The 25,540-nt window shown below is 62.2% G+C and carries 25 protein-coding genes; 9 read left to right on the forward strand and 16 right to left on the reverse strand.

The features are described from left to right. Positions 1-4 precede the first annotated feature (4 nt). From mtnA to QCE79_RS27365, 7 genes are all read left to right on the forward strand, one after another. Complete coding sequence (gene mtnA / locus QCE79_RS27335; protein ID WP_309849213.1) at positions 5-1,084, forward strand: S-methyl-5-thioribose-1-phosphate isomerase; 1,080 nt, start codon at positions 5-7, stop codon at positions 1,082-1,084. Then, positions 1,081-1,752 carry an L-fuculose-phosphate aldolase gene (locus tag QCE79_RS27340; protein ID WP_309849215.1) on the forward strand — a complete coding sequence of 224 codons (672 nt, stop codon included), beginning with the start codon at positions 1,081-1,083 and terminating at the stop codon, positions 1,750-1,752. The genes mtnA and QCE79_RS27340 overlap by 4 nt, the downstream gene beginning before the upstream one ends. A 64-nt stretch (positions 1,753-1,816) precedes the next feature. Beyond that, positions 1,817-2,929 carry a sugar ABC transporter substrate-binding protein gene (locus tag QCE79_RS27345; protein WP_250467035.1) on the forward strand — a complete coding sequence of 371 codons (1,113 nt, stop codon included), beginning with the start codon at positions 1,817-1,819 and terminating at the stop codon, positions 2,927-2,929. A gap of 74 nt (positions 2,930-3,003) precedes the next feature. Further along, positions 3,004-4,548 carry a sugar ABC transporter ATP-binding protein gene (locus QCE79_RS27350; RefSeq protein ID WP_404989422.1) on the forward strand — a complete coding sequence of 515 codons (1,545 nt, stop codon included), beginning with the start codon at positions 3,004-3,006 and terminating at the stop codon, positions 4,546-4,548. Continuing rightward, positions 4,545-5,546: an ABC transporter permease gene (locus QCE79_RS27355; RefSeq protein ID WP_244828172.1), complete on the forward strand. Its 1,002-nt coding sequence runs from the start codon at positions 4,545-4,547 to the stop codon at positions 5,544-5,546. Before QCE79_RS27350 ends, QCE79_RS27355 begins: the two co-directional genes overlap by 4 nt. Before the next feature lie 41 nt (positions 5,547-5,587). Then, complete coding sequence (locus tag QCE79_RS27360; protein WP_250526704.1) at positions 5,588-6,598, forward strand: dihydroxyacetone kinase subunit DhaK; 1,011 nt, start codon at positions 5,588-5,590, stop codon at positions 6,596-6,598. 12 nt (positions 6,599-6,610) lie between these two features. Next, a complete protein-coding gene (locus tag QCE79_RS27365) occupies positions 6,611-7,237 on the forward strand; it encodes a DAK2 domain-containing protein (protein ID WP_309849222.1) in 627 nt (208 codons plus the stop codon). A gap of 1 nt (position 7,238) precedes the next feature. Here the strand turns inward: QCE79_RS27365 and QCE79_RS27370 are convergent, their stop codons facing one another. After that, positions 7,239-8,870 (reverse strand): ABC transporter substrate-binding protein, encoded by a 1,632-nt coding sequence (locus QCE79_RS27370; protein ID WP_309849224.1) that lies wholly within the window; start codon positions 8,868-8,870, stop codon positions 7,239-7,241. A gap of 408 nt (positions 8,871-9,278) precedes the next feature. On the opposite strand from QCE79_RS27370, the gene QCE79_RS27375 reads away from it, so the two are divergent. Beyond that, a complete protein-coding gene (locus tag QCE79_RS27375; RefSeq protein WP_309849226.1) occupies positions 9,279-9,506 on the forward strand; it encodes a hypothetical protein in 228 nt (75 codons plus the stop codon). A gap of 103 nt (positions 9,507-9,609) precedes the next feature. Here QCE79_RS27375 and QCE79_RS27380 read toward each other — a convergent pair whose 3' ends face one another. From QCE79_RS27380 to QCE79_RS27445, 14 genes are read right to left on the reverse strand one after another with little or no spacing between them, the layout of a single operon-like run. Then, positions 9,610-11,040, reverse strand: coding sequence for an MFS transporter (locus tag QCE79_RS27380; RefSeq protein ID WP_404989423.1), 1,431 nt, complete (start codon positions 11,038-11,040; stop codon positions 9,610-9,612). A gap of 40 nt (positions 11,041-11,080) precedes the next feature. Beyond that, on the reverse strand, positions 11,081-12,316 hold the full coding sequence (locus QCE79_RS27385; protein WP_250467022.1) for an NAD(P)/FAD-dependent oxidoreductase: 1,236 nt from the start codon (positions 12,314-12,316) through the stop codon (positions 11,081-11,083). Next, a complete protein-coding gene (locus QCE79_RS27390) occupies positions 12,309-13,274 on the reverse strand; it encodes a VOC family protein (protein ID WP_309849232.1) in 966 nt (321 codons plus the stop codon). The genes QCE79_RS27385 and QCE79_RS27390 overlap by 8 nt, the downstream gene beginning before the upstream one ends. Positions 13,275-13,294: 20 nt before the next feature. Further along, the gene (locus QCE79_RS27395; protein WP_309849233.1) at positions 13,295-14,785 is read right to left on the reverse strand and encodes an aldehyde dehydrogenase; all 1,491 of its coding nucleotides are present in this window, start codon (positions 14,783-14,785) and stop codon (positions 13,295-13,297) included. A 15-nt stretch (positions 14,786-14,800) separates the two neighbouring features. Next, positions 14,801-15,625: an aspartate dehydrogenase gene (locus tag QCE79_RS27400; RefSeq protein WP_250493399.1), complete on the reverse strand. Its 825-nt coding sequence runs from the start codon at positions 15,623-15,625 to the stop codon at positions 14,801-14,803. Beyond that, complete coding sequence (locus QCE79_RS27405) at positions 15,618-17,285, reverse strand: thiamine pyrophosphate-binding protein (protein ID WP_309849237.1); 1,668 nt, start codon at positions 17,283-17,285, stop codon at positions 15,618-15,620. Before QCE79_RS27405 ends, QCE79_RS27400 begins: the two co-directional genes overlap by 8 nt. Next, on the reverse strand, positions 17,278-18,087 hold the full coding sequence (locus QCE79_RS27410) for an SDR family oxidoreductase (RefSeq protein WP_309849238.1): 810 nt from the start codon (positions 18,085-18,087) through the stop codon (positions 17,278-17,280). Before QCE79_RS27410 ends, QCE79_RS27405 begins: the two co-directional genes overlap by 8 nt. After that, positions 18,084-18,950: an IclR family transcriptional regulator gene (locus tag QCE79_RS27415; protein ID WP_309849240.1), complete on the reverse strand. Its 867-nt coding sequence runs from the start codon at positions 18,948-18,950 to the stop codon at positions 18,084-18,086. The genes QCE79_RS27410 and QCE79_RS27415 overlap by 4 nt, the downstream gene beginning before the upstream one ends. A gap of 17 nt (positions 18,951-18,967) precedes the next feature. Next, positions 18,968-19,825, reverse strand: a complete 858-nt coding sequence (locus tag QCE79_RS27420) for an alpha/beta fold hydrolase (RefSeq protein WP_309849243.1) — start codon at positions 19,823-19,825, stop codon at positions 18,968-18,970. 8 nt (positions 19,826-19,833) lie between these two features. Continuing rightward, complete coding sequence (locus QCE79_RS27425; protein WP_250467008.1) at positions 19,834-20,361, reverse strand: cupin domain-containing protein; 528 nt, start codon at positions 20,359-20,361, stop codon at positions 19,834-19,836. Positions 20,362-20,394: 33 nt separating this feature from the next. Further along, complete coding sequence (locus tag QCE79_RS27430) at positions 20,395-21,150, reverse strand: SDR family oxidoreductase (RefSeq protein ID WP_309849246.1); 756 nt, start codon at positions 21,148-21,150, stop codon at positions 20,395-20,397. Further along, positions 21,143-22,201, reverse strand: a complete 1,059-nt coding sequence (locus QCE79_RS27435) for an aromatic ring-hydroxylating dioxygenase subunit alpha (RefSeq protein ID WP_250467004.1) — start codon at positions 22,199-22,201, stop codon at positions 21,143-21,145. Before QCE79_RS27435 ends, QCE79_RS27430 begins: the two co-directional genes overlap by 8 nt. A 45-nt stretch (positions 22,202-22,246) precedes the next feature. Next, positions 22,247-22,555, reverse strand: a complete 309-nt coding sequence (locus QCE79_RS27440) for a recombinase-like helix-turn-helix domain-containing protein (protein WP_250467002.1) — start codon at positions 22,553-22,555, stop codon at positions 22,247-22,249. 1 nt (position 22,556) lies between these two features. Next, positions 22,557-22,874 carry a non-heme iron oxygenase ferredoxin subunit gene (locus QCE79_RS27445; RefSeq protein ID WP_250467001.1) on the reverse strand — a complete coding sequence of 106 codons (318 nt, stop codon included), beginning with the start codon at positions 22,872-22,874 and terminating at the stop codon, positions 22,557-22,559. 462 nt (positions 22,875-23,336) lie between these two features. Here QCE79_RS27445 and QCE79_RS27450 point away from each other — a divergent pair, with 462 nt between their 5' ends. After that, complete coding sequence (locus tag QCE79_RS27450) at positions 23,337-24,410, forward strand: porin (RefSeq protein WP_309849252.1); 1,074 nt, start codon at positions 23,337-23,339, stop codon at positions 24,408-24,410. Here QCE79_RS27450 and QCE79_RS27455 read toward each other — a convergent pair. Further along, complete coding sequence (locus QCE79_RS27455) at positions 24,407-25,288, reverse strand: IclR family transcriptional regulator (RefSeq protein WP_309849255.1); 882 nt, start codon at positions 25,286-25,288, stop codon at positions 24,407-24,409. The two genes, QCE79_RS27450 and QCE79_RS27455, sit on opposite strands and share 4 nt — an antisense overlap. Positions 25,289-25,540: the final 252 nt, after the last annotated feature.

Below are 25,540 nucleotides of genomic sequence, written 5' to 3' on the forward strand. Positions count from 1 at the left end.
TTCCATGGTTGCGCAGTCCTTGTTCCCCACGCTTGCCCCGACGATCGAATGGCGCGATGGCGATCTCCTGCTGCTCGATCAGACGCGCCTGCCGCATGAAATCGTGGTGGAGCATGTCGCCGATGCAGCCGCCGTCTGGCGAGCCATTCACGAATTACGCGTGCGGGGTGCGCCCGCCATCGGCGTCGCGGCAGCATACGGATTGTGCGTCGCCATGCAGGACGCGCGCGACTTGCCCTTGACGCAATTTCGTGCCGAGCTTGAACGGCGCGCGGGCTGGCTCGATACCGCGCGCCCCACGGCGGTGAATCTGAGTTGGGGATTGAGACGCATGCTGCAATGCGCGCACGCATGCAACGCAAGCGACTCGAAGGCGCTTTACGAAGCTTTGGTGGATGAGGCCAAACAGATTCATGCGGAAGATCAGGCGCTATGCGAAGGTATCGGCACGCATGGTCTGCCGCTTATCGAACCGGGCAGCGGCGTGCTTACGCATTGCAATGCAGGTGCGCTTGCCACCACAGGCTTAGGCACGGCCACCGCGCCGATCTATGCCGCACATCGCGAAGGCATTGCGTTCAAGGTGTTCGCGGACGAGACACGGCCGCTTTTGCAAGGCGCGCGCCTGACCGTGTTTGAACTGCAGCAGGCGGGCGTGGATGTAACGCTGATCGTGGATAGCGCGGCCGCTTCGATCATGTCGCATGGACTGGTGGACCTCGTGATCGTCGGCACGGACCGGGTTGCGGCAAATGGCGACTTCGCCAACAAGATCGGCACACTGAGCGTGGCCATCGCAGCGAATTACTACGGCATACCGTTCTACGTGGCTTGTCCTTCGTCCACACTGGACTTCCGCACACCGACTGGCGCGCAGATCGAGATAGAAGAACGTCGTGAAGAAGAGGTGACATCGCTTGCAGGGCAACCTATTGCGCCGCGAGCCATCAACGCGCGCAATCCCGCATTCGATGTCACGCCGCATGAACTCGTCACGGGCTTCATCACGGAGCGCGGTATCGTGAAAGCGCCTTTCGAACGTTCGTTGCGTAGTTTCTTCGCAGCCGAAGGTAATGCCGCATGAGCGCGGTGGATGAAGGCGCGCTGCGCCGGAGTATTGTCGAGACCTCGCTCGAAATGGAGCGGCTCGGCATCAATCAGGGAACCTCGGGTAACGTCAGCGCGCGCTTCAACGACGGCTTTCTCATCACGCCCAGCGGCGTTCCTGCGCGTGAAATGCACGAAGACATGATAGTGTGGCTGCCGTTAAATGTCGGTGACGACGCGAGCGTGCTGCGCACGGCTCGCCCGTCTTCGGAATGGCGCATTCATCGCGACATTCTTCGAGCACGGCAAGACATGCACGCGGTCGTGCATACGCATTCCATTGCGGCCACGGCGCTTGCCATTCATGGACGCGATATTCCCGCCGTGCACTACATGGTCGCGGCCGCCGGCGGACATTCCATTCGCTGCGCGCCTTATGCGCTCTTTGGCACGCAAACTCTTTCCGATCACGCTTTAGCCGCGCTTCTGAACCGGCGTGCGTGTCTGCTCGCGCATCATGGTGTGGTCGCGCTCGGCACCGATCTTGCGCGCGCCGTGTGGCTCGCGCATGAAGTGGAAGTGCTTGCCAAGCAATATCTTCTCGCCTGTCAGTTGGGTGCTCCGCCGCTTCTTTCGGAGGAGCAGATGGATGAAGTGCTGGAGAAGTTCAAGACTTATGGCCGGCGCGACAAGAAAGATTCTTAGCGCGCTTGCCTTGAGGAAATAGTCGTTTGCATCGTAATGAATAAATCCTACAACGGAGACAGCTATGGCCTGGAATTCAGCAAGATTCGACGGATGGGGCACGTTCGGCAAATCGACCGGCGCGGTTTTTTTATGCGCGGCGGCCGCGCTTAGCGGTTGTTCCAAGAGCGACAACAGTTCGACCGCCAGCAGTTCGGGCGCGAGTTCGAGCGAAGCCGCGAGCGCTCCCGCAAGCGCACCGGCGCCGGCCGCTGCCGCGGGCGGCAAGGCGAAAATAGGCTTTTCGATTGCAACGCTTAACAATGCGTTCTTTGTCGGGCTCAAGGCCGGCGTGGAGAAGGGCGCCAAGGAGCAAGGCTTCGATCTCGTCCAGACCAATGCCAATGGCGACGCGCAACAGCAAGTCAACGACGCCATCAACTTGCTGAGTCAAGGCGTGACTGCCCTCGTGCTGAATCCTATCGACTCCAAGGCCATCATTCCGGCTGTCGAGAAAGCCAACTCGATGAACATTCCGGTCTTCACGCTCGATCGTGGGTCGGATGGCGGCAAGGTAACTTCGTTCGTTGCGTCGGATAACGTCGCGCTCGGTCAAACCGGCGCCAAGTGGATTGCCGATCAACTGACCAAACGCTACGGTTCGGCTAAAGGGAATGTGGTGGATTTGATCGGCCTTGTCGGCACGACCGCCGCCACCGACCGTGAGAAAGGCTTTAGCGACGAAATGGCGAAGTATCCCGACATCAAGGTGGTTGCGCGTCAGGAAGGCGCATTCGATCAGGAGAAGTCGCTTAACGCGATGACCAATATCCTGCAGAAATATCCGCAAATCGACGCGGTATTCGGCGCCAACGACGACAACACCGTGGGTGCGGAAAAGGCTATCGACAATGCGGGCCGCTATAAGCCGCTCGGCGATAAAGCGCACATTCTCGTGATCGGCGCGGATGGCACGGCGCAGGCGCTTTCCGCCATTCGCTCGGGCAAGCAGGACGCGACCATCTCGCAGAACCCCATTCAGATGGCCGCCAAGTCGCTGCAGTTCATCGCGGACTACAACGCCAAGAAGGACGTTCCGGCGAATTATGCCTGGCCGACTTTACTCATCGACAAATCGAATATCGATTCGGATGAGACCAAGAAGTACGGGCTGTGGTCAGAGGAAGTCAAACAGTAAGGCAAGCCGCGGGCACACGCTTAAGACTTCAAGCGTTCAAGCGTTTGAGCTCTAGCGCGTTGCCCGCTAACGGAATGCACGACATGACAGTCGAAACGGAAGCGCAAGCGCAGGCGCCGCTCGAAGCGTCCGCGCCGCTATTGCGCATGCAAGGCATCGTCAAGAGCTTTCCTGGCGTCAAGGCGCTGCGCGGCGTCAGCCTCGAACTGCGAACGGGCCATGTGCTCGCTATCGTCGGCGAGAATGGCGCGGGCAAATCGTCGCTCGTGAAGACCTTGTCTGGCGCGTATGAGCCGGACGAAGGCACGATCGAGATCGACGGCGTACCGCTTGCGCGCGGCACCAACGCGGCGATCGATGCAGGCGTGGCCGTGATTTATCAGGAGCTCTCGCTGATCAACGACATGACGGTCGCGGAAAATTTATTCCTTGGCCGCATGCCTGCAAGGAACGGCTTCGTCAAGCAACGCGAGGCCAACCAGCTTGCGCGCGAAGCGCTGGATCGCGTGGGACTCGACAACGTGCCGCCGTGGATGCGCCTCGGCGATCTGCCGCTCAACAAGAGGCAGCTCGTGGAAGTAGCAAAAGCCGTGGCGCGCGATGCCCGAATCCTCGTCATGGACGAACCCACGGCCGCGCTGCAGAGCCAGGACATCGCCAATCTTTATGCCGTGGTGCGGCGGCTGCGTGCCTCGGGCATGGGCATCATCTTCATTTCGCATCATCTGGAAGAGGTGTTCGAACTCGCCGATTCCGCCGTCGTAATGCGCGATGGCGCGACGGTCGGCGCGCGTCCGATGTCGCAATGGACCGAAGCCGAACTCGTGCAGGCAATGGTCGCGCGCAATCTCGAATCGTTCTATCCGTGGGAGCCGCGTCCTTATGGCGATGTCGTGCTCGAAGTGCGCAATCTCGCTAGCGCGCCGTTGCTGCGCAATGCGAGCTTTACGGTACGCTCGGGCGAAATCCTGGGCATAGCGGGCATTGCCGGGGCAGGACGCACCGAATTGCTCAAGACGATCTTTGGCGCGCTGCCCGCAACCGGTGGCGAGATTTTCGTGAAGGGCAAGAAGGTCACGAATCATTCGCCCACTCAAGGCGTGCGTCACGGCCTCGTTTATACCTCGGAGGACCGCAAGCTCGAAGGGCTCGTGCTCGATGCCAACATCGAAGAGAACATCGCACTGTCGAGCCTTAAAGCGCTTGCGAGCGGCGGCTTCGTGAGCCGCGCCAAGAAACGCAAGCTGGCGCAGGAAGCAAGCACGCGCTTCGGCGTTCGCTCGTCTTCGGTGTTGCAGATCACCGGCACGCTTTCCGGCGGCAATCAGCAGAAAGTCATTCTTGGCCGCGCAACGGCGACAGCACCCGTGGTCATCATGCTCGATGAACCCACACGCGGCATCGACGTGGGTGCGAAGACCGAAATCTACGCACACATGGTGTCGATGGCGCGTGCGGGCGCAGCGGTCGTCATGGTGAGTTCCGAGTTGCCGGAGTTGCTCGGCATGTCGGATCGCGTGCTCGTGATGTATCGCGGCAGCATCGTGACGGAGCTACGGCGCGACAAAGCGGACTCTGAAACTGTCATTCAATGGGCTACAACAGGAGCAGGCGCATGACCTCCACGGCAGCCAACCGCGAGGACTCGGAGGCGCTCTCGCGCCGCGTGATTCGCCAACTGAGGAGCGGCATCGGGCCATTGTTTGCCGCACTCGTCATCATCTGCATCGCCTTGTCGATTGCATCGCCCGAGTTTCTGACGACCAGCACGCTCACCAACATCATGGTGCAGGTCTCGGTGGTGGGCATTGCGGCGGTAGGCGGCACGTTCGTCATCATCACGTCGGGGATCGATCTGTCGGTCGGATCGCTCGTTGCGTTGAGCGGCATGGTCGCGGCCACGGTCATGGCAGGATCGAGCCCAGGCGCCGTCGGTCTCGGCGTTGGAGGGTTATGCGTCGCAATTGCGGTCGGGGCCGCGGCAGGCGCGCTCAACGGCCTTGCCGTGTCGTGGTTGCGCCTCGTGCCCTTCATCGTCACGCTCGCGATGATGGCCATGGCGCGCGGCCTCACGCTCGCCATATCCGATGGCCGCACGAAGTTCGATTTCCCCACCGCCTTCACGGCCTTCGGCGCGAAGACCGTCGCGGGCTTGCCCATGCCGATGATCGTCATGCTCGTGATCTTCGCCATAGGCCATGTGCTCTTGCGCAAGACCACGTTTGGGCATCAGGTCTTTGCAGTCGGCGGCAATCAGGAAGCTGCGCGTCTTGCCGGTATTCCCGTGCGCCGCGTGGTTTTTTTCACCTACATGCTGGCCGGCGTAACTGCTGCCATCGCTGGGATCGTGCTTGCCGGACGGCTCAATTCCGCCTTGCCGTCCGCGGCCAACGGACTCGAATTGCAGGTGATCGCCGCTATCGTGATTGGCGGGACATCGCTTGCGGGTGGACGTGGCTCGATCGTGGGCACCTTTATCGGCGTCGTGCTGATCGGCGTGATCAACGTGGGTTTGTCGCTACTCGGCGTGAATCCCTTCTGGACGCAATTCATTCAAGGTGGGGTCATTTTCGCGGCTGTCTTGCTCGACGCGCTTAGTCAGCGGCGCAAGCGTTAGACGTGTTCTTGCAACGCACCCTAAAACCGGAGGAGCACAACATGAAGAAAATCATTAACCAGCCCGATGTCTTCGTCGATGAAATCATCGAGGCTTTGCTTATCGCTCATCCCGCGTGGATCAAGAGCGCGACGGACGACAAACGCGCGCTCGTGCGCAAGGACGCGCCCAAGGAAGGCAGAGTGGGAATCGTGACAGGCGGTGGCTCGGGGCATTTGCCCGGCTTTCTCGGGTACGTCGGCGAGGGGCTTTGCAGTGGCGTGGCAGTGGGCAACGTGTTTTCATCGCCCTCGGCGGAACAGATATTCGAAGCGACCAAGGCAGTGGATGGCGGCGCGGGCGTGCTTTACGTATACGGCAACTATGGCGGCGACGTCCTGAATTTCGATCTTGCCGCCGACTTGGCCGAACCCGAAGGCATCGACATCAAGACAGTGGTGTTGACCGACGATGTAGCATCCGCGCCGAAGGAACGTGCGGCCGACAGGCGCGGCGTCGCGGGCATGTTGTTCGCGTTCAAATGCGCGGGCGCCGCCGCTGAACGCGGCGATTCGCTCGATGAGGTCACGCGCATTTGCGCCAAGGCGAATGCCCATTGCCGGACCATGGGCGTGGGCCTCTCGCCGACGATACTTCCCGCGGCAGGCAAGCCGACCTTCACATTGCCCGATGGCGAGATGGAAATCGGTATCGGCATTCATGGCGAACCGGGAACGCATCGCGGCAAGCTCGAAACGGCCGATGCCATCGCCGAGCGGCTTATCGGTCAGATTCTCGGCGATTTGAACGCGCCTAAGGGATCGAAGCTCGCGATACTCGTGAACGGCCTCGGCGCGACGCCGCTCGAAGAACTGTATTTGCTGTATCGCCGTTCCTCGCAACTCATCGCCGATCAGGGCCTGAAAATAGCGCGCTCGTATGTCGGCGAATACGTAACGAGTCTGGAAATGGCGGGGGCATCGATCACGGTGATGCTGCTCGACGACGAACTCGAAGCGCTGCTCGAAGCGCCCGCGAGTTCGCCATTTTTCCGCGACGGCACCGCATCGTAAGAGGAGTGCGCAATGAGCGTATCGAACCAGGAACTGCGCGCCATCTTGACGCGTGCGCTAAGCGCGCTGCCGGCGCATGCCGACGAGTTACGCGACCTCGACGCCGCTTTGGGCGACGGCGATCTCGGCATCACGGTGCAATCAGGATCCATTGCCATCGTGAAGGCGCTTGCCGCTTTGAACGATGACGCCTCGCTTACCGACGTATTGTTCGCTGCGGGCAAGGCGTTCTCGACAGCGAATCCATCTACGTTTGCGGCGCTCGTCGGCGGCGGCTTGCTCGCGGCAGGCAAGGCGATGAACGGCAAGGACACGGTGAGCCGCGACGAGGCGCTTGGCATCGGACGCGCGGTGGCTGCGCGCATCATCGAACGTGGCAAGAGTCAGGTCGGCGACAAGACCGTGCTCGATGCACTCGTGCCGAGTCTCGATACGCTCGAAGCATCGCAAGGCAGCGCGACTGAGTTGCTCGATGCCATGATCGCGACTGCGCAAGCGCAGGTAACGGCTACTGCCTCGAAGCAATCGCAAAAGGGGCGCGCGGCGTGGGTGCAAGAACGCAGCGTCGGCCACGCTGACCCTGGTGCGACCGCTTATGTGCGCTTTTTGCAGGCCTTGCGCGAAGCGGTCGCCAGTTGAATCAATCCAGCGTGATGCCGTCGAAACGATGGCCTCCAAGCGGACTGATCAGATAGCCGTGCACGCGTTTCGAGATCGGCTGAAACGTATTGGCGTGCGCAAGCGGTGTGTACGGCACCTGATCCTTGAAGACGACTTGCGCTTCTTCATAAAGCTTCGTGCGCGCGCTTTGATCTGTTATGAGGCGCGCCTTAGCCAAAAGATCGTCGAACTGCTTGTTGCACCATTTCGCCATGTTGCTGCCATGCACGGCATCGCAGCCCAGCGTGGTGCCGAGCCAGTTGTCGGGGTCGCCGTTATCGCCTAGCCAGCCGTAGAGAATGGCGTCGTGCTCGCCATTGGTCTTTGCGCGCTTGTTATATTCGGCCCATTCGTAGCTGACGATATTCGCCTTTACGCCGATCTTCGCCCAATCCGATTGAATCAGTTGCGCCATCAGTCGCGCGTTCGGGTTATAGCCGCGCTGCACGGGCATGGCCCATAGCGTAATGGTGAAGCCATCGGGAAAGCCCGCTTGCTTCAACAACTCGCGCGCCTTCGCGGGATCGTGCGGTGCGTCTTTCAGCGTCTTGTTATACGACCATTGCGAAGGCGGCATCGGGTTCGTGGCCAGCGTGGCCGCGCCTTCGTAGACGGTCTTGATGATCGCCTGCTTGTCGATCGCCATGTCCAGCGCGCGGCGCACCGTCACGTTGTCGAGCGGCTTGTGCGTCGTGTTGTAGCCGACATAGGCAACGTTGAAGCCCACGCCCGACAACACCGTGAGCTTCGGATTTTTTTTCGCCTCGACGATATCGGCAGGGCGCGCGAACGAGGTGAGTTGGCACTCGCCGCTCGCGAGCTTTTGTTCGCGCACGGCGGCATCGGGCGTGATCGAGAAGACGAGCTTGTCGATATGCACGTCCTTGCGATTCCAATAGCTTGGGTTCGCGTCGTAACGAATGGTCGCGTCCTTTTGATAATCGCGGAACACGAAAGCGCCGGTGCCGACAGGCTTCTGATTCATGTCCTCCGGCCGGCCTTCCTTGAGCAATTGCGCGGCATATTCGGCGGAAAGAATAGACGCGAACTCCATGGCGATGTTGCGCACGAAAACGACATCGGCCGTCTTTAGTGTGAAGCGCACGGTGTTGTCGTCGAGCTTCTCGACCGATGCGATGTTCTTGTCGTAGCCGAGATCGGTCAAATACGGAAAGCTCACCGGGTGCGCCTTCTGGAACGGATCGTTCGGGTCGATCATGCGTTTGAACGTGAAGACCACATCGTCGGCGTTGAAATCACGCGTGGGCTTGAACCACGATGTCGACTGGAATTTCACGCCGCGTCGTAGATGGAAGGTGAAGGTCTTGGCATCGGGCGACTCGTCCCACTTTTCGGCAAGGCCCGGCGTCAGGTCGAGCGTGCCGCGTTTGAATTCGACCAACGTGTCGTAGACGGCGTGCGCGCTGGCGTCGAAGTCGGTGCTGGTGGTGAACTGGGCGGCATCGAATCCGGCGGGGCTGCCTTCGGAACAGAAGACGAGGGTCTTGCTTTGAGCCGATGCGGTCTGCGGCGTGGCGATGAACGCGGCGAGAAGGGAGACGGCAAAACCGCACAGGGCGCGTGCGCTTCTTCGAGTCGGAGCTTTAACCATTGTGCCTCTCTGGGATGGAGATGAGTGGATGAGGCGTACTTTAGCAAGGGATTGGCTTCTGAGTCGTCGAGCGTAATTGCGTGACGCGCTGATCGGGAAGTGGTGTCGCTGCTCGGATTTATAGCCGAGCGTCCAACATAATAAAACTAATGTCTAATAGCGACCGACGAAGGATCATATTTTTATCGCTTTACGTTGTAGAACGTGAGTGAATTATCTGTGTCACCATCGAAGCTTCATCTATTGAAGCGGATGCGGCCTTTGGCGAAAAAAACCGTCGCGTCGAACGCAAGCAAGTAAAGCCGACGATGCGCGCCAAGTTAGGCTTACGCATCGGGTGCCGTAAAAAATCAGCGCTTTCTAGAAAACAGGCCTCACGTTTCACGCGAGCATGCCGTAATCGTGAACATGAACTCAAAAACCTCTCTCCCATTCGCTCCCGGCAGCGCCTTGCACGGGACTACTCAATCCGTCGCTTTAGCTGTCGCCGCGCTGCGAAAGGCGCGAGGCAAGCTCAATCCCGACGACGTCGCAGCAGGCACGCGCGAGTTCGAAGCGCTTGAACTGGATTTCCTGAGGGATATGATCGATTTTCTGAGCGTCGATCCGAACGAGCACTGCTGGTTCGACGATTAAACGCAACGGCCGCTTCCATCTGCGGCCGTTGATTCGTTTCACCGACTGGCGGGCATTGGAATTCGATGGCGAATCTCAAGCCAATGACCGCCGCCTGAGCGCCTCACGCCTCCAACTGCTCCAGCACCTGGCCCTTGGTTTCGATTCCGAGGAAATGCACCGCCAGCGCGGCCAGCAACGGCACCGCGCCGAGCGCATAGAAGGCGAGGTCCATTTGGCCGCCGAGCAGCGTCTTGCCGACGAGCGCCGGCGCGAAGATCGCGGCCACCTTGAGCCATGCGCCGCCAAGTCCGCAGCCGAATGCGCGGATGCTGGTCGGATACAGTTCCGGCGTATAGACATAAGCGGTGATGAAGCCGCACGCCATGAATCCAAGCCCAAGCGCGCAGAACGTCGCGACCACGTAGACGGATTCATGCTGGAACACGCCCGCAAGCACCAGTGAAATCGAGCACAAAACGAACGACCAGTTGATGACCGGCTTGCGCCCAACCTTGTCGACGATCAACGCGCAGGTGAGCGAGCCGATCACGCCGAGCACGGAAGCCGCGACGGCCAGGTTCAACGCGAGTTGCAGCGGTGCGTGATAAACCGTCTTGTAGATGGTAGGCAGCCACGTCGAGAGACCGTACTGAATCACCCCGCACGTCATCCATAACATCGCGACCGCGATGGTGCGTTTTAGATACGCCGGGCCGATCAGATCGAGACGGCGGCGCTTCGGATGGCGCAGCGCCATGGCATCGAATTCGGCGACGTTGCCAAGCGGCGGCAACGGGCCTTTCACCGAGGCCTCGAAGGCGCCGAGCGCATCGCTCGCTTCGCGCATGCGGCCGCGTTCCGAGAGCCAGCGCGGCGATTCCGGCACCAGCGTGCGCAACAGGAAGAACAGCACGAGCGGCACGCCGCCGATGATATACATCGCTTCCCAGCCGAAGCGCGGCACGATCCACGCGCCAAGCCCGTTCGATGCCAATAGTCCGATGGGAAACACGATCTCGTACAACAGCACGAAACGTCCGCGTCCATGCGCACGCGTGATCTCGTTGATGTAGGTCGCCGCCACCGGCAATTCGCCGCCCAATCCCAGCCCCTGCACGATACGCAACGCCACGAACACCGCGAACGAAGGCGCGAAGCCGCACGCGATACTGGTCAGCCCGATGATGCCCGAGCTCCACGCAATGGAACGCACACGCCCGTAACGTTCCGCGAGCGATGGAAACAGGAACGCGCCGACGAGTTGCCCGATCGATCCCGACGCAATCAGAAAGCCCACTTGCCCCGGCGTCAGCCCCCACTTCTGTATCAGAAGCGGCAACGTGGCCGCAATGACGATGACATCGAAGCCATCGAAAAAAGTTGCCGCGCCGATCAGAATCCGGGCGCGCACCTGCATCGCATTGGCGGGCAGCCTCTCGATGCGCGCGATGATCGATCCTTTCGTCACCGGGGAAGCGGCGGCTGCGGCCGCGCCCTCGGCAGTGGTGGCGGTGCCGCCGTGCTCGGCGACCGTATTGCCCATGGTCCTCATGCCTGCTCCTGGGTGATTCGGTAAAGGGGTGATGGTCGTCTCAGGCGAGCGCTTTCGCGGTGTCGGCGAGGGCGGCGAGGTCCACCGCGCGTCCCTGGCTCATCCATTTCTTCGCGACCTTGAGATCGCGCGCCGCGTTGATCGCAATCACGCCGCGCAGCGCGTCGCCATCGAAGAAGAAGAGCGAAGCTCGGCGCGCTTCGAGATCGCCACGTACGACATGTGTGTAGCCGGGCGCGATATCGCCGAGAATCTGCAGATTGACGTCGAATTGATCCGACCAGAACCACGGAATTTCCGCATACGGCGCGCGCACCCCGAGTACGGCGCGTGCCGTGGCAATAGCCTGATTTTGCGCATTGGCCCACGATTCGAGCCGCACGCGACGCTTGAGCCACGCATTTGGATGATTGGCGACATCTCCGCAAGCGAACACGCAAGCGTCCGACGTGGCGCCGAATTCGTCGACGACGATGCCATCGTTCACGTCCAAACCCGCATGTTCGGCAAGCGCCGTGTGCGGATTCAGGCCGATGCCCGCTACCGCAAAATTGGCGTCTAGCGTGCTGCCATCGGCGAGATGCGCGCGCACGCCGCCTGCATGATCGTCCAGCGATACGAGCGATGCATTCAAACGCACGTCGACACCGTTATCGCGATGCAGACGCAACAGAAACGCCGATACCGCTTCGGGCACCGAGCGCGCGCATAGACGCGACGCACCTTCGATCACCGTCACATCGACGCCGAGCTTGCGCGCGGTCGCCGCCACTTCGAGACCGATCCAGCCGCCGCCGATCACGAGCAGGCGCTTGCCATGCGACTCGCGCATACGCGTGCCGAGCGCGACGGCGTCGTCGAGTGTGCGCAAGTAGGCAAGATGCGAGGTCTTCACCAGCGCGTCCGGCAGACGGCGTGCCGCGCCGCCGGTCGCGATCACCAGGCGGTCGTAATGCACTTCGCGGCCGCTCGCCGTCCGTACGACGCGCGCTTCTCGATCGATCGATGCCGCGCATTCCGGCTGCCACGCTTCGACATCGAGCGAAGCGAAGGCATCGTGATCGACGAGACGCACGGTGCTTATGTCCGCATCGCCCGAGAGCACGGCCTTCGAAAGCGGCGGACGCTCGTACGGCAGATGGATTTCATCGGCGATCATCACGAGCCGGCCATCGAAGCCTTCCTTGCGCAAGGTCCTGACGATCCAGCCGGCCGCCTGTCCGCCACCGATGACGACCACGGTGCGTGGCGCGTCGAGCACGTTCGAATCAGCCATTTTTACGCTCCGTCATGAACTTGCCTTCCGGCGCCTTCGCGTCCTTCTGACGGCGCGTGTGGCCGTCCAGCCCGCCATCCACGGCCCATTCGGCGAAGACCGTCGGACCTGGCTCGAAATCGCGCGGCTGCCATTCGGGCGTGAGCATGTCTTCATCGGCGTAATACTCGATGAGACCGCCCGCCGGATTTTTGAAGTACCAAAAGTACGCCGATGAAACCGGATGCCGCCCCGGTCCAAGCTGCGTGGCCCAGCCGCAGCGGCTGATATGCAGGCCGCCGCCGAAGACTTCGTGGATGTCGCGAACGGTGAAGGCGACGTGATTCAGGCCGCGTTTGCCATCGGGCAATTGCAGAAGAAAGATGTCGTGGTGCCCGCCGTGCGGCGCGCAACGCATGAACGCGCCGCGACCCGGGTAACGATCGGAGGTCTCGAAGCCGAGCAGCTCGTGATAGAACTTCTCCTGCTCGGCCACGCAGTTCGTGAAGAACACGACGTGTCCCACTTCCACGGGTTCGGCGCGATCGTAGACGGGGCTCGGTGTATCGACACGCAGCGTCTGTCCCCACACGTTCGAAGGCGAACCCTTCACGTCGAGCGCGCGTTTGGTCGTGACGACCACGCGTATCGACATGCCGTTCGGGTCGATACAGCCGACCGCGTCATCGGTCTCGAAGTGACCCGGCTGACCCGCGAAGCGTGTGCGCAATGCGTCGAGCTCCTCGCGCGTGGCGACGCCCCAGGTCACTTCGCGCAGCGTTGGACCGGCTTCGAAGGCGGGCGGCAACGCGGGGTCGTCGGCGAGCGCGAGTTGCACGGCGCAACCGTTGAGCGTTTCGAAGCGCGCGCGCGTCTCGTCGTGGGCGACTTCGCGCAGACCCCAATCCGCGAAAAAGCGCCGGCAGGTGTCGAGATCGTTCACGCCGTAAGTGATGCTTTCAATGCCAAGGATGGTCATAGCCGCCTCTTCAGTTCTCTTCAGTTCGCCCACGGCAGCGGGGCGTCGTTCAAGCCCCAGTAAAGGCTCTTTTGCTGCATGTATTCGCGCAGGCCCAAATGGCCTTTTTCGCGTCCCATGCCGCTGTCCTTCCAGCCGCCGAATGGCGTCGAAATCGAGAATTGCTTGTAGGTGTTGATCCACACGGTGCCGGTTGCAAGCGTGCGGGCCGTGCGCCACGCGCGCTTGTAGTCGCGCGTCCAGATGCCTGCGGCAAGACCGAACACGCTGTCGTTCGCAGCGCGGATGAGCGCGTCTTCGTCGTCGAAGGGCAGGGCGGCGAGCACCGGGCCGAAGATCTCTTCCTGGCACATGCGCGCGTCGTTGCTCAAACCCTCGATGATCGTCGGTAGATAGAAGAAGCCTTTTTCGCGGCCTTCGCCCGTGGGACGTTCGCCGCCGCACAACACACGGCCGCCTTCGGACTGACCGAGCGCGACGAAGCGTTCCACGGTCTCGCGATGCTGCGCCGTGATGAGCGGACCCATCTGCGTGTTCTCGCGCGTCGGGTCGCCGACACGCAGCTTGCGCGCGCCTTCCACGAGCCGCGCCATGAATTCGCCATATACCTTGCGTTCGACGAACAAGCGCGAACCCGCGATGCACGATTCACCCGACGAACTGAAAATGCCGTATAGCACGCCGTTGACCGCGTGATCGAGGTCCGCATCGGCATAGACAATGGTCGGAGACTTGCCGCCGAGTTCGAGCGATACCGGCATCAACTTCTCCGCCGCGAGTCGCGCGATGCCACGGCCCACTTCGGTGCCGCCCGTGAACGCGACTTTTCTGACGAGCGGATGGCGCACCAGCGCGTCGCCGATCACCGATCCCTTGCCCGGCAACACGCTCACCACGCCGCGCGGCACGCCCGCCTCCTCGCAGATGCGCGCCAGTGCCAGCGAAGCAAGCGGCGTCACTTCGGCGGGTTTGAGCACGACCGCGTTGCCGGCGGCGAGCGCGGGTGCGAGCTTCTGCGCATCGGAGGCGATGGGCGAATTCCACGGCGTGATCGCGGCGATAACGCCGAGCGGTTCGTGCACGCTCATCGTCAGATAGTCGCCGCGTGGGGGCGTCAGCGCTTCTTCGAGTGTTTCGAGACACGATGCGAAATAGCGGAACGTGCTGGCGGCGCTCGCCACGAGCGCGCGCGTTTCGCTGATCGGCTTGCCGTTGTCGCGGCGCTGCAATTGCGCGAGCGCTTCGTGGCGCGCTTCGATCAGGGCAGCGATGCGATGCAGCACCGCCGCGCGCTGATGCGGCTTGAGGCCGGCCCAGTCGTCGCGGCGCCACGCGCGATCTGCAATCTCCACGGCTTCGAGCGCATCGTCGGCGCTCGCCGTGGTGATCTCCGCGTTGACGGATTGATCGGCCGGATAGATGCTCGCGTAACCGTTGCCGCGGCCTTTGCGCCACTCGCCGCCGAGAAAAATCTCGCCAGACGAAACGAGCGAAGTGTCGGGATGATTCATGGTTCTACATGCTCCTCAAATGACGCAGCGTGCAGCGCGATTGCGCAACGCACGAATCGCGCTGAACGCGGTGAGCGCGGACGTCTTGGGATTCGACGGCAGCGGTTTGCCGCACATTTCGAGCGACATCTCGCCGAACGCGCCGCGCGCCACGATGCGATGCACGTTGCGTTCGACTGTCGGATCGGCGATCAGCGTGACGCGCGTGCCATCCAGCCCGAGGCCCGCGAGCGCGATGGTTGCCGCGACGTTCGCGTTCTTCGGATAGAGCCGCGCCGCATCGCGCGCCGTGCCTTCGAAGATCACGGTCTCGACCGTCAGCGCGTGCAGGTCGCAGACGCCTTCGGCGGGCGTGCCGAGCCAGCCGAGCGGCGGCTTGCGGCCGGTGTATTGCACTTCGTCGAGGCCGCCTTCTTTCGCCGATGCCAGCGCGTCCACACCGCCTATCGCGCCGGAAAGCAGCGTGAGCGTGGCCGCGCCTTCGTCGGCGGCGTGCGAGAGCGCGGCGAGCAGGTTCACGTCGGACAGCGCACCGATGGACGCCACCGCGCAGTCCGTACCCGACCTGAGCAGCGGCACCACGTGATCGACGAGCGCCGCATGGCCCGCGCATTCGAGTGCGAACTCGGGATGATGCGAAAGCGCATCGACATGCGATACGACATCGACGCCGTCGCCGAGCAAGGCGCGCACATCGTGGCGATCGCGCTCCGGCACGATCACATGCGAGATGCGCACATGCGGATCGTGATCGAGCGCGCGATACACCGCGCGGCCGATCGCGCCGAAGCCGATCATCGCGACATCGATCGCTTGATGGACATGTCGGGGATCACGCATATTCCGGCTCCTTCGGCTCTTCCTTTTTCACGGGCGGCCCGGCAAACGCGGTCGCGAACGAGCCGACCGAAAGCATGTCCACTTCCACGAGCACGGGACCGTCGATGGCAAGCCCTTCGCGCACGATCTCATCGGCCTGATCGAGCGACGTGATGCGGCGATGCGCGAGGCCGAGACTCGCGCAAAACTGCGCGAAATCCGGTTGATGCAGATCGACGAACATGCGCCTACCGCCGTACTGTGCGTCCTGAATGTTGCGGATGACGCCGTAGCACTGGTCGTTCATCAGTACGATCATGACGTTGGCTTTTTCCTGCACGGCGGTGGCGAGTTCGCCTACGTTCACCATCAAACCGCCATCGCCGACGAGCGCGACGGTTTTCTTCGCTGCGCACGAAAGCGCCGCGCCGATGGCCATCTGCATGCCCTGACCGATGCCGCCGCCTAGCGCATGCACGCCCGCGCGCGGGTTGAAAATCTTCAGCAGCCGATTTCCCCACGTGCTGTTCGAGATGGTGACGTCGCGCACCCAGTTGTAGTCGCGGCCTACCGCGCGTTGCAGCGAATCCACTAGACGCTTGTACGGCCCGAGTCCCTTCGATACTTCCGCCACCGCGACTTCCCGCGCGGCGGCAAGATCGCCCGCGAACGTCTGATCGACGCGCAAGCGGCCCTCGAGCAACGTGGCGAGTTCGTCGAGCACGGTGGCGGCATCGCCATGCACGAAGAGTTCGTTGCGGTAACCCCGGTTGTCGGCGAGTGCGTCGGCATCGATACGATAGAGCGGCCATGGCAGCGCGAGCTTGTACTTGAGCGTTTCGTTGCCGCGCAGACGCGAGCCGACGACCACGAGCGCGTCGCACGTCTTGTAAAACGCTTCGACGGAAGGATGCACGTTGAACGCGCCGAGCGTGGCCGGATGATCCTCGGGCAACACGCCACGCCCCTGCACGCTCGTGACCACGCCGAAGCCCAGCTTCACCAGACGCTCGACCGCCGCGCGCGCGTGACGCGTGCCGCCGCCAAGCCACAGGAGCGGGCGCTTCGCTTGCGTCAACGCTTCGGCGAGTTGCTGCACGCGCAGAGTGTCGTGCGTGAGCATGCCGACGTGCGGTGCGGCGAGGTTCGCCGGCCATTCGATCTGCGCCGCCTGAATGTCGATGGGAATCTCGACGCTCACCGGACCCGCAGGCGCGGTCAGCGCGACGCGCACGGCTTCGCGGATGGTCGGCAGCGCGGTCTCCACGGTGCGTACACGAAACGCCGCCTTGGAGATGGAATGCAGCATCGCCAATTGATCCGGCGCTTCGTGGATATACGCGAGGTCCTGGTCGAGATACTCGGTTTCGATCTGACCGGTGATATGCAGCAGCGCGGTGCCCGCCGTCAGCGCTTCGACCATCGCGCCTGCTGCATTGCCCGCCGCCGTGCCGGTCGAGGTGAACGCCACGCCCAGTTCGCCCGACACGCGCGCAAGACCGTCGGCCATGTTGAGCGCGCCGGCTTCCCCGCGTGCGCCGACGTAGCGGATGTTGCCGCGCCGGCCGATGGCGTCGAGGATCGGCATGTTGTGGATCGAGATGACGCCGAACGCCGTGCGCACGCCGCATTGTTCGAGAAACGCGGCGATCAGTTCGCCGACCGTGGTGGTTTTAGACATGTCGGGCAAAGCCTCCGGAAACATCGATATGACTGCCGGTCGTGTAGGACGACAACGGCGAAGCAAGATAAAAGAGCGCTTGCGCGGCTTCTTCGGGAAGACCGAAGCGGCCGAGCGGAATGTTTTTCTTCCGCGCGAGCTCGGCGGTCCATTGCTCCCAGCTCTGACGCGGTTCGGGCTGCGCATCGAGATAGTGTCGATAGCGGCGCTTCCACTGTCCCGATTCCACGATGCCGATGAGGATCGAATTCACGCGGATGCGCTCGGGCGCAAGCTCGGTCGCTAGCGACTTGACGAGACTCAACACGCCCGCACGCGCCGATGACGTCGCGACCATGTGCGCCTCGGGCTGCAGCGCGAGCAGCGAATTCACGCAGACGATCGCGGGCGAGGGCGCATCCTTCAACATCGGCAGGAAAGCGCGCGTCGGACGGATGATGCTGAAGTACTTGAGGTCGAGCTCGTCGCGCCAGGCGTCGTCGGTGGTATCGGCGAAGGTGGACACGCGGCCCTGTCCCGCGTTGTTCACCAGCATGTCGACGCGGCCGAAGCGCTCCATGACGCGCGCCGCGAAAGCGTTCACCTGTTCGGCATCAAGCACGTCGCAGCGGGCCGCGAGCAACGGCGTATCGGGGAACTGGCGCTCGAGTTCGGCCTGCGCGGCGTCGAGGCGTTCGCCGTTGCGGCCGCAGATGGCGACTGCCGCGCCCGCGCGCAGGAAGAGTCGTGCCGTCGCGAAGCCGATACCAGACGATCCGCCCGTGATTACCGCAACCTTATCCGTGAGATCGATCTGAATCATTGCAACCCCAGAGACTTCATATAGCGGCTCGACGCGGCGGTCCGCGCGGCCGGACGATAATTCAGACGCATGGAGAGCGCATCGGCGGCTTCGCGGACCCGGTCGATGAGACCGCTTTCGAGCAGCGCGGCATCGATCTCCGGACGCGGGATCGTCGTCGTGATGACGGCAACAATGCGCCCCGTGTCGTTACGCACCGGCGCGGTCACCACCGAAATGCCGCGCTCGAACGATGACTGGCTGGTGGCGAAACCGCGTTCGGCGTCTTCCTTCACGCGTTCGAAGAGTTCCTCGACCGTTTCTGGCGTCGCCTTCGTAAAGCGTTCCAGATGCGGCTCGGGATAAAGCGCGCGTAGCTCGTCGAGCGAAAGATCACCCATCAGCACATGACCGTGCGTGGTCGCATGAGCGGGCAGACGCGTGCCGACATTCACCTTCACCGAGCTGAAGATCGGCGCGTGACTTTGCGCTTTCGCCACGAACACGACATCGCGCCCATCGCGAATCAGGATGTGGCTCGTGAGGCCGGTTGCATCGCGCAAGGCTTCGATCACGGGCAAGCCGAGATCGGTCAATTCGAGCGAGCTGAGGTATTCGAAGCCGAGGCGTAATACGGCCACGCCCAGCCGGTAATTGCGATCCTTGTCCGCGCGCTCCAGAAAACCCAGCGATTCGAGCGTCTGCAAGAGGCGAAACACCGTCGTGCGCGGAATGCCTAGACGCCGCGACAGCTCGGGCGCGCCGAGCACCGGCTCGCGCGGCGAAAACTCCGTGAGAATCTTGAGGCCGCGTTCGAGTCCCGGCACGATGTAAGTCGGTTCGGCCTTGTCGGCGTCGTCTGCGCCGAACGTCTCCGGGTTCATTGTTTGTCCTTCGTCTTTCATGGTCGATCCGCGCTAGTGCAAAACGATTCGATCAGCGCCGTATAAGCGCCGGGCGTTTCGACATAACCTGCGTGGCCCGCGTGCGGCATCACCTGCAAGCTCACGCGTGCCGCTTGCGCGATGCGCTCGCACGCAACGGGCGGCGTGATCGCGTCATGCGCGCCGACGGCCACGGCCACGCGTCCTTCATAACGTGCAACGTCCGCTGCAAGATCCGCGTTGGCGAGCAGATGCGTCGCTTGCGCATAGCCGGCAGGAACGATGCGCGCCATGTTCCAGCGCACCCAGTCGCGCGCGGCATCGTCCGCATCGGGCGACAGCATGTTGGCGCTGCGTTCGCGTGCAAGGCCTTGCGCACCCAGTTCGGCGAGCATCGCCAGACGCGCGTCGCGTTTCTTTTCACGCTCTTCCTTCGATGCCGCGCCATATCCCGCCGCCGGCGATATCAGCAGCAAGCCCGCGACGCGCCCTTGCATGCGCGCTGCAAACGAACCCGCGATGATCGCGCCGAGCGAATGACCGACAAGCACGCAACGCGGGATATCGAGCGCATCGAGCCATGCCGCAAGCGCTTGCGCATAATCCGCCGCATGCGGCTGCGCGCTTGCCACGGGCGTCGATACGCCATAACCCGGCGTGTCCCATGCGAACACACGGCGATGCGCGCCGAGTGCGTCGAGTTGCCTGAGCCACGACGCCGCGCCCGAACCGATACCATGCAGAAGCACCACGGGCAGGGTGCGCAGGTGCGCGGCACCTGCCTTGCGATAACCCGTGACACCATGTGCGGTATGGATACGCGCTTCGGGAAACTGCGCGAGCGCGTCGAGGTGGGTGAGCGTGCGAGCGGTCATGGCGGGTCTCAACGCTTGAGCTTGGCGAGCGGCGAGTCCGGCGGATACGTCGGCGTAATGGGCTTGGCCGCGCCGAGCATCACGCACATGAGCGCGTCTTCCTCGCCGATGTTGATCTCCGTGCGATACACGCCCGGCGGCACCGAAATGAGATCGCGCTCGCCGATCACCGTTTCCCAGGTTTCGCCGTCCTTCTCGCAAACCACTTTCATCTTGCCGCGCAATACGAAGAAGATTTCCTCGACGTCCATGTGGATATGGCTCGGTCCGATGTTGCCGGCGGGAATGACCATCGTCGAGAAGGTGAAGCCGCCTGCCGGAACCGTGTTCATGTCCTTGGCGACACCGGTGCCGCCCGTGCCGACATAGCGCATCTGCGCACGGCGATACTTCGGGTCGTAGTCAGCCTGAAACTTAAGCGCGTCCCAGTCGTAGCGCCGCGTGTCGAGGCGCGCGACGCGCGTGGTCATCCATTGATCGAAGCTCGCGCCAGCGGGCTGCTCCCACGATTTGCGTTCGATATCTGCATCGGCCATCGTCAATCTCCAGGTGTTCGAATGAGGTAGAAGTCAATTCATCGCGAAGCCGCCGTTGACCGGCAGCAATTGGCCCGTCACGAAACGCGCGGCGTCCGAGAGCAGGAACAGCACAGGGCCGTTCACGTCGTCGGGTACTTGCGCACGCGTGAGCGCGCGGCCCTTCAGGTAATACTCGTGACGCTCGGCGGGAACGTAGGCGGTCGCCTCGACTTCGGTGAGGCCGGGCGCAATGGCGTTGACCGTCACGTTGCGGCCGCCGAATTCGCGGGCGAGGGAACGCGTCATCGCAATCACCGCGCCCTTGCTCGCAACGTAGGCAAGCAGCTTCGGTGCGCCCCACAACGCTGTATCCGAAGCGATATTGACGATGCTTCCGCGCCCCGACTCCGCGAGATGCGGCAGGCATGCCACGCTCATCAGGCATGCGCCGCGCACGTTGACGTTCATGACGGCATCCCAGGTCGCGGGCGTCAGCTCTTCCGCGGACCTGCCGCCCGAGTTGGTGATCGCGGCGTTGTTGATGAGGCCGTCGATACCGCCGAGCGTCTGCACGCTCGCCGCCACGCACGCTTCGATGCTTGACGGGTCTGCCAGGTCAAGCGCGATGAAATGCGCGTCGTGGCCCGCTTCTCTGAGCGATCGCGCGAGCGCTTCGCCTTCGGCATGCAGGACATCGCCGAAAGCGACCCGCGCGCCTTGTTCGGCGAGCGCCGTGACGAACGCCGCGCCGAGTCCGCGAGCGCCGCCGGTCACGAGTACGCGGCGGCCTTTGAGCGCGTCACGCATGAACGTGCTCCGCGTCCTTTGCACTCGTTTCCAGCGCGGCCAAATGCTGCTGCGCGCGTTGCTTCAAAAGACGCCGAACGCGCGTCATGCCGACATCGTGCTGATAGAGAAATTCGTGATCGCGCGCGTTGGGCGCAAGGCTTTCGAGCACGTAGCGGTCTTGTTCCAGCACGGCCCAGTGCAGCCCTTCCAGACGATTGCGATACAGGAAACGCCATGCGTCGCGCTGCCAGCCGGACACCTTGCGTGTGCGCCAGAAGTAGACCTGGCAGTTGTCTTCGTCCACGGGCGTCGCAAAACCGATGATGCCGAAGTTGCCGCCCGGGCCGAACTTCTTCTTGTAGGGAATAGCCAGGCGCATCCACAGACAGCCGGTTTCGCCGAGTTCCACCCAGTCGAAATTCACGTCGCGCTGATTCACCTTTTCGAACATGAGACCGGTGTCGGTCTTGCGCACGCGCATGTCGGCCTGCTTGTCGCCTTCGGCCATCGAATGCGAGGTCGCGTGAAGATATGCGCCGTGCATCGGGTCCATGACGTTATCGATGGCGTACTGGTAATTGCACTTCCAGTGCGACATGCAAAGAAAGCTCGCGTATTCCTCGCCGACGAGTTCTTCCGGCAGCACGAGCGGCGCGGGTTCCTGATTGGCGTCGTCGCCGAACCAGAGGAAGATCGCGCCGGCGCGCTCTTCCACCGGATACGACTTCACGCACTTCTGTCCTTCGAGCGGGCACGCGGAAACGGCCGGCACTTTCTGCACGGTGCCGCTGCCATCCACTTCGATACCGTGATACCAGCACGCCACGCTGCCGCCGAGATTCCACCCGAGCGACAGCCGCGCGCCGCGATGCGGGCAGCGATCTTCGAGCGCATGTACATGGCCTTCGTTATCGCGCCACAGGACGATCTGATCGCCGAGACGCGTGAGCCCGATAGGCGCATTCGCCACTTGCCAGCTCGGCGCCACGGGATACCAGTAATTACGCAGACCGCGATCCAGATAGCGCTGGACGGGATCGGCGGTCGAGATTTGCTTGAGGGACGTCATGGGGATCTGCTCCGGATTCGATGTCGTTTTGTCAGTGCCGCCGCGTCATTCCGCGAGCGTGCGCAACTCGGCGGCGAGACGCTCGGTGGTCCAGGCCGCGCCTTCCGGCGTGCGAAAGCCATCCTTGTTCAAGCCTGCGGCCACCTGATCGAGTTCCAGCGCACCGGCTTCGAACACGCGTTCGAGGGCATCGCCGAAATCGTTCTCGTACTGGGTCGGTTCCGCCTTGCGCGTCTGCCAGACGAAGTTTTCGGTTTGTCCGGGCTGCTCGATCACGCCCTTGCCCGCGACGTTATTCGGTTGCGGCGCGAGCCACGGCTTGAGATGCGGATTGAAGCTCACGATTTTTTCCATGTCACGCCACCTTGATCTGGATTTCTTCACCGGCCAGACGCACCGAATACATCTTCAGGTCGCGTCCGCCGGGCTCTTTCATGCATTTGCCCGTGGGGATGTGAAACACCGCTTCGTGCAGCGGACATTCGACGGTGTCGCCATCGATAAAACCCTGCGTCAGCAGCGCATACGCGTGCGGGCAGACGTTTTCGAGCGCATACACCTCATCGCCGACTTTGTAGATGCCAATTTCCGCGCCGTCGTCGAGCTTGAACTCGATCGGCGCGTCTTCCGACAGGTCGCCGGCATGACCGGCGCAACGCCACTGTTCTGCCATCTCTCACCTTCCTTGGGATCGTATTGCGTTCCACCTAAGGAACATCAGTTTATGTATGGGCATTATAGGAGTGCTTTTGCCGTGACAAAATAAAAATCCGCCGCTCTAGGTGAAAACACTGAAGCTGCGTCTTAAAAATGTGCATCCCCTCTCACTAGCAACGCGCCTAGAGTGCGCTTTGACCTTGATTCAGAAGCATTTTTCCTGCCGGAGTTACGGTCTTCAGTCCCGTTTGACGTTGCCGACCGCGTCGCAAAATTATTATTTCCGCGCTAAAAACCTCACTATACTTTCCATAGGCAGGACGTTGATCCATATATGGAACATAACCATTGATCAGCGCGATGCCTTCCGAAGCACGGTCATCGAAGGCCGTCCGGGTTGCGGTCAAGCGCTATGAAACGGCAAAGGAAAGAAGCGGAACGGGTCCGCTCTTGAACCACACGGTTAGGAGGACGAAGGGTGAAGCACATCATCGCAGCGGGGCTGCTCGGAGCCGGGATCGCAACCGGCGCGGCGGCGCAAAGTACAGTGACGCTTTACGGCAGCCTCGATGCCGGGATCGCGTACGTGAACAACGTGGGCGGACATCCAAAGTGGATGGAAGAGCAGGGCAACATGCAGCCGGATCGTTGGGGCTTTCGGATCGTCGAGGATCTGGGCGGCGGGCTTAAGGCGGTGGCGCAACTCGAAAACGGCTTTTATACGAATACCGGAACCTTCGCGAAGGCCAACACGCTGTGGAATCGGCAAGCCTACCTCGGTCTCGATCAGAACAACGTGGGCACGCTGACGTTCGGGCATCAGACGCCATTCAGCTTCGACATGCTCGGACCGCTTTCGACGGCCTATCTCGCGGCAAGCTGGTACGCGTTCCATCCGGGCAATCTCGACGAACTCGCCGATACGGGCGTGGTGCCGTACGACAACTCGGTCAAATTCCGCTCGGCGAACTTCTATGGCTTTTCCGCCGGCGCGATGATGGGCCTAGGCAACACGACGAACTTTTCCACGGGCAGGAACCTCGGTTTTGGCGTCTCGTATGCAAACGGTCCGTTCAAGGCGGCCGCGACTTACGCGAACGAGCATAACCGCACCCCGTCCATCGTCACGACGGGCATCAACACCTTCCAGGGCGTTGCATCCGCGAGTTACGTGGCGGACAAGGAGGAAGTGATGGGCGCGGGCGCGTCATACGAGATCGGCAAGTTTCTCGTGCATGGGCTTTATACGCGTGTGAAGCTGGAATCGAATGGCTTCTCGAACACGTTCCAGTCCTACGATGCCGGTCTCACCTACAAGCTCATGCCCGACAACTGGATCGCGGGCGGCGCGGCCACCACGACTTTCGCGGGCGGACGCTGGACGCAATTCGAAATCGGCGAGATCTATTTGCTGTCGAAGTCCACGCAGCTATACGTCAATGCGCTCTACGAGCACGCCACGTCGGGCGCCAAGGCGGCGTTCTTCACGGCGGGCGTGTCGAGCACGGCCAATCAGGTGATCGTGCTCGCGGGCATTCATCACTCGTTCTAGCGGGAGAGGAGCCGCGCGGTCGGATCGTCGGGCGATGGGCGGTAGTTCAGCCGCGCGGACAGGTCGATGGCCGCGCCGCACACCGCTTCGATAAGCGGGCGCTTCTCCTCGTCCCGCCCGATGTCTGAGCGCGGCACGGTCGCCGTGACGGCCGCAACGATAGCACCCGCGCGGTCGCGCACCGGCGCCGTGACCACCGAAATGCCGCGCTCGAACGACGCCTCGCTCAGACCATAGCCAAGCGTCGCGCACTCGCGGACGCGCTCGTACAGTTCATCGACGGTAACGGGCGTGCGGTCCGTGTACTGCTCGAGCCGCTCTTCCGGATAAAGCGTGCGAAGCGCCTCGCGCGTCAGGTCGCCCATGAGTACGTGACCGTGCACGGTCGCATGGGCGGGCAGGCGCGTGCCGACCTGCACCTTCACCGAACTGAACATGCGCTCGTGACTCTGTGCCTTGGCGATAAAGACCACGTCACGCTGATCGCGGATCAGCAGATGCGTGGAAAAGGCGGTGGCATCGCGCAGGCGTTCAAGCAACGGTGTGCCAAAGTCGGTCAGTTCGAGCGAGTTCACATATTCGAAGCCGAGTCGCAAGACCGCGACGCCCAGCCGGAAATTGCGGTCGCCATTCACGCGTTCGAGAAAGCCGAGCGATTCGAGCGTCTGCAAGAGGCGAAACGTGGTCGTGCGCGGAATGCCGATGCGGCGCGACAATTCCGGCGCGCCGAGCACCGGCTCACGCGCCGAAAATTCAGCAAGAATGCGCAGGCCTCGTTCGAGCCCTGGCACGAGATAGTTGGCGCCTGCCGTGGACGCGTCCGCTTCCCCGTCGGGGCGGAAGTCCGCGTCGGTTTCATCTTGTCTGCCTGAAGCCATGATCGGCGGTCGTCTTCATTGTTATTCGAGAGATGGCAATGATAACGCGCGGGCTGACTAGGCAGGCCGATCGTCGAAAGTGCGCGTTTGCGATTCGACCTGCGCGCCCCCCGATATCGAGAGCACCGAAAAGGTGCTTTCCACGCTTTTCACAAGCGAATGTCGGTACTTCTTTCATATGAAAATCATTTTCAAACCGAAACAGCTCTTTCCCAGGAAACGTTTGCTCAGGATTTCTTGCGACCTGCCGTT

The organism is Caballeronia sp. LZ003, assembly GCF_031451465.1.
Taxonomy (GTDB): Bacteria; Pseudomonadota; Gammaproteobacteria; order Burkholderiales; family Burkholderiaceae; genus Caballeronia.